This is a genomic window from Microcystis sp. M49636_WE2, from assembly GCF_030065375.1.
Classification (GTDB): Bacteria; Cyanobacteriota; Cyanobacteriia; order Cyanobacteriales; family Microcystaceae; genus Microcystis; species Microcystis aeruginosa_C.
Window position 1 is genome coordinate 1 of sequence record NZ_JASJFG010000810.1, and the last position, 2,782, is coordinate 2,782.

General features: G+C 43.5%; 4 protein-coding genes. All 4 read right to left on the minus strand.

Annotated features, from left to right (window positions below):
- Positions 1-88: 88 nt before the first annotated feature.
- Complete coding sequence (locus PX484_RS18430; protein WP_002800824.1) at positions 89-592, minus strand: CGLD27 family protein; 504 nt, start codon at positions 590-592, stop codon at positions 89-91.
- A gap of 5 nt (positions 593-597) precedes the next feature.
- The gene (gene rsfS, locus PX484_RS18435; RefSeq protein ID WP_002800825.1) at positions 598-1,002 is read right to left on the minus strand and encodes a ribosome silencing factor; all 405 of its coding nucleotides are present in this window, start codon (positions 1,000-1,002) and stop codon (positions 598-600) included.
- A gap of 55 nt (positions 1,003-1,057) precedes the next feature.
- Positions 1,058-1,654, minus strand: coding sequence for a bis(5'-nucleosyl)-tetraphosphatase (symmetrical) YqeK (yqeK, locus tag PX484_RS18440; protein WP_002800826.1), 597 nt, complete (start codon positions 1,652-1,654; stop codon positions 1,058-1,060).
- An 80-nt stretch (positions 1,655-1,734) separates the two neighbouring features.
- The coding region (locus PX484_RS18445; RefSeq protein WP_288105043.1) for a YcjF family protein at positions 1,735-2,782 on the minus strand (1,048 nt) is incomplete at its 5' end.

The following is a 2,782-nucleotide window of genomic DNA, read 5'->3' on the forward strand; positions in this document are numbered from 1 at the left end:
AATAATACCTTCCCGGAGGAGATGAATTTCTAAGCGGTGGGTTGGTGAACGTTTTACCCTATTCATTCAGATTGGTGATTGGTTGCGGTTAGTGAGTGAAAAATAGCCAAAAAAGACCACTGATAGCGACAATTGCCCCTAAAATCAGGGCGGTTTTTTGTAAACGCTGGAGAATGGGCTGGATTTGATAGGAGACGATTAAACGATCCCGGGTTAAAATGGCGGCGGTTTTTGTCCAAATTTGGCCATCATACCAGCCCGACTCTTCATAAAATACTTTCTCCGATTGCAAGCGATCGTAAACGTAGATCCAGCCTAAATACAAGCGCAATAACACCAATCCTACCAAAATTGTCGAGCCAAAAATCCCCGCACAGAAGAAGGGAAAAGGGGCCTTTTTCAGGGGAAAACTAGCGGCGGCAATTGGTCCGACAATTAACCATGTCCATAACCATAACCAGAGAATTTTTTTTGTATAAGAGGCTACATCTAGCGTAGCCCAACGGAAAAACCAAGATTCTTTTAATTGTTCGTACTCGTTAACCGGTTGCTGTTCTTCCGGGACGGGACAGAAATCAAGGGAGGATTTCATGGATTCTACTCCTCCAAATGGTCGCTAGGTAGAGGAATCCGTTGAGCATGACCCCAAAATGCTTCTAAATTATAAAATTCTCGCTCTTTTGGTAAAAAGATATGGACAATGATATCACCATAATCCATCAGGATCCAGCTACCTTCGCTTTTTCCTTCCACTTGTCGGGGGGATTGTTGCCATTCTAGTTCCATAGCGGCTTCGATCGCATCCTCGATCGCTCGCACTTGGGTGGTAGAATAGCCGGTAATAATCAGAAAATAATCGGTTAAATAACAGATATCGGCGACTTTCAGGATGGCGATGTCCCCTGCTTTCTTGTCCTCGGCAGCGGTAACAATTGTCTCTAGAAATTTTTCGGTCTTGAGATTTTCGGCGACGGGGGTAATAATTCCAGTGGGATTGGTCATTCAGGTTGTGGTTATCCTTTGGCTGAGGTGGTTTTAAGCGAGTCTTGAGATTATGTTAATCAATGGTTTTAGTTTCCGTTGGTTGTTCTTTAACAATTTGTAACGCCCAGTTGCGCGTTAGCACGGTGCGGGGATGAATGGGACAATGGCTACTTAAAAGATATTTTAGGGAATAATCGCAGGTTTGTTGAACGCTTTTATGGAGATTTTGATAGCTGAGTTGTCGTAGGGCGTTTAATTCGGGTGTATCGCCGCGATTGGGTTCCAAGGCATCGGCAATAAAGACTATACAGCTAAGATCGCTCATATTGGGTTTACCGAGGGTATGATTGCGAATCGCTTCGAGAATTTCCTCATCGGTAACGTTAAATTCTTTTTGGGCGACAACTGCACTGACATCGGCGTGGAGTAAGTGGGGATGGGATGCACAGATATTATCCACGTCTATTCCCGCCGATTCCGCCATTTTTAACAGTTTTTTGGGCTTGAAAAATTTGGCTAGATCGTGCATTAACCCGGCTTGCCCTGCTTGGACGGGATCGAGATCGTGATGACGAGCTAAATCAATACACATGGTCTCCACACCAAGAATATGGCGCAGACGGTGTTCGTTGACGTTTTCTTTTAACCAGTCGATAACTTGCTGTCGCATCTTTTTTTTGCCCTTGTGGAACCCCAGAACGATTGTAACAATTACTATACAATTTTGCCTATCGCTTCAAGGTTCGATCTTTACCAATCATCCTCGCGAGTAGCTTCTAAAACTTCTTCTTGCTGCCAATCATCCTGAAAAGGTTGTACCACTTTACCGATCGCATCGGCTACAAAAGACTTAATAAATTCTTCCTTGCGACTGAGTTGAAATTGTCTTTGTACCACTTCCGTCATGCCACCGTCACCCCAGTCTTGATCCTGACGGAAATATTCAATAAAACTTTTGCCAGCAATGCGGGTTAAATAGGCAGCACTGACCCCTTGAATTGCCTTACCGACTATATAGGTAGTAAAATTTAATTGTAGGATTCTGGCTAATAATTCTACTGCTCCTTTCACCACTCCCAAACTAACTAGAGTTTTGCCCAAAGATAGAGCCAATTCCTTGCCTCGATCGCTGTTAATTTCACAGCCATAAACTTGACCAATTTCTCTGACCATTTGAGCATTAACCGCCGCCGTTGCTAACAGATCGAACACTGGTAAGGGAGTCACCGCAATCACTCCCGCACCGATCCACTGATAGCGATCGATAATTTTATCAGCTTGGCGACGACGTTGACGATCGATAATTTTCCTAGCTTCTTCCCCTAATCTTTGGGATTGTAAGAGGATATTATCTGCCACTAAATCCTCCCCTTCGGCCCGTAAAACTGAAGCTAAACGTTTAATTAAAGCTAAAATATCCGGTTCCGGTGTGATGATTTGTCCACCGGTTAACTGTACTGGTTGGGGATTAGCGGTAACGGCAATAATATCGGCGGAAAGGATCACTCCTTTTAGCCGTTCTCGTAATTGTTTTAAAATCATTTCTCGATCTTCGTCGCTATAGAGATCGATTTTATTAAAGACTAAGAGAGAACGTTTACCAATATCAATTAAACGCAATAAAGGGCCGTATTCCGATTGTCGAATATCGTTATCGATGACAAATAAAAGTAAATCTGCTTCCGTGGCTAATTGTCGCGCTAACTGTTCCCTTTGACCTCCGGCTGCACCAATTTCGAGAATGCCGGGGGTATCGGTAATTTGAATTTCCCGATTCACACCTTTCATTTTTAAACTA

What these genes read in the sequence shown, in the direction of transcription:
- PX484_RS18430 (WP_002800824.1), bottom strand. Translation starts at nt 592, where the DNA reads ATGAAATCCTCCCTTGATTTCTGTCCCGTCCCGGAAGAACAGCAACCG.
- rsfS (WP_002800825.1), bottom strand. Translation starts at nt 1,002, where the DNA reads ATGACCAATCCCACTGGAATTATTACCCCCGTCGCCGAAAATCTCAAG.
- yqeK (WP_002800826.1), bottom strand. Translation starts at nt 1,654, where the DNA reads ATGCGACAGCAAGTTATCGACTGGTTAAAAGAAAACGTCAACGAACAC.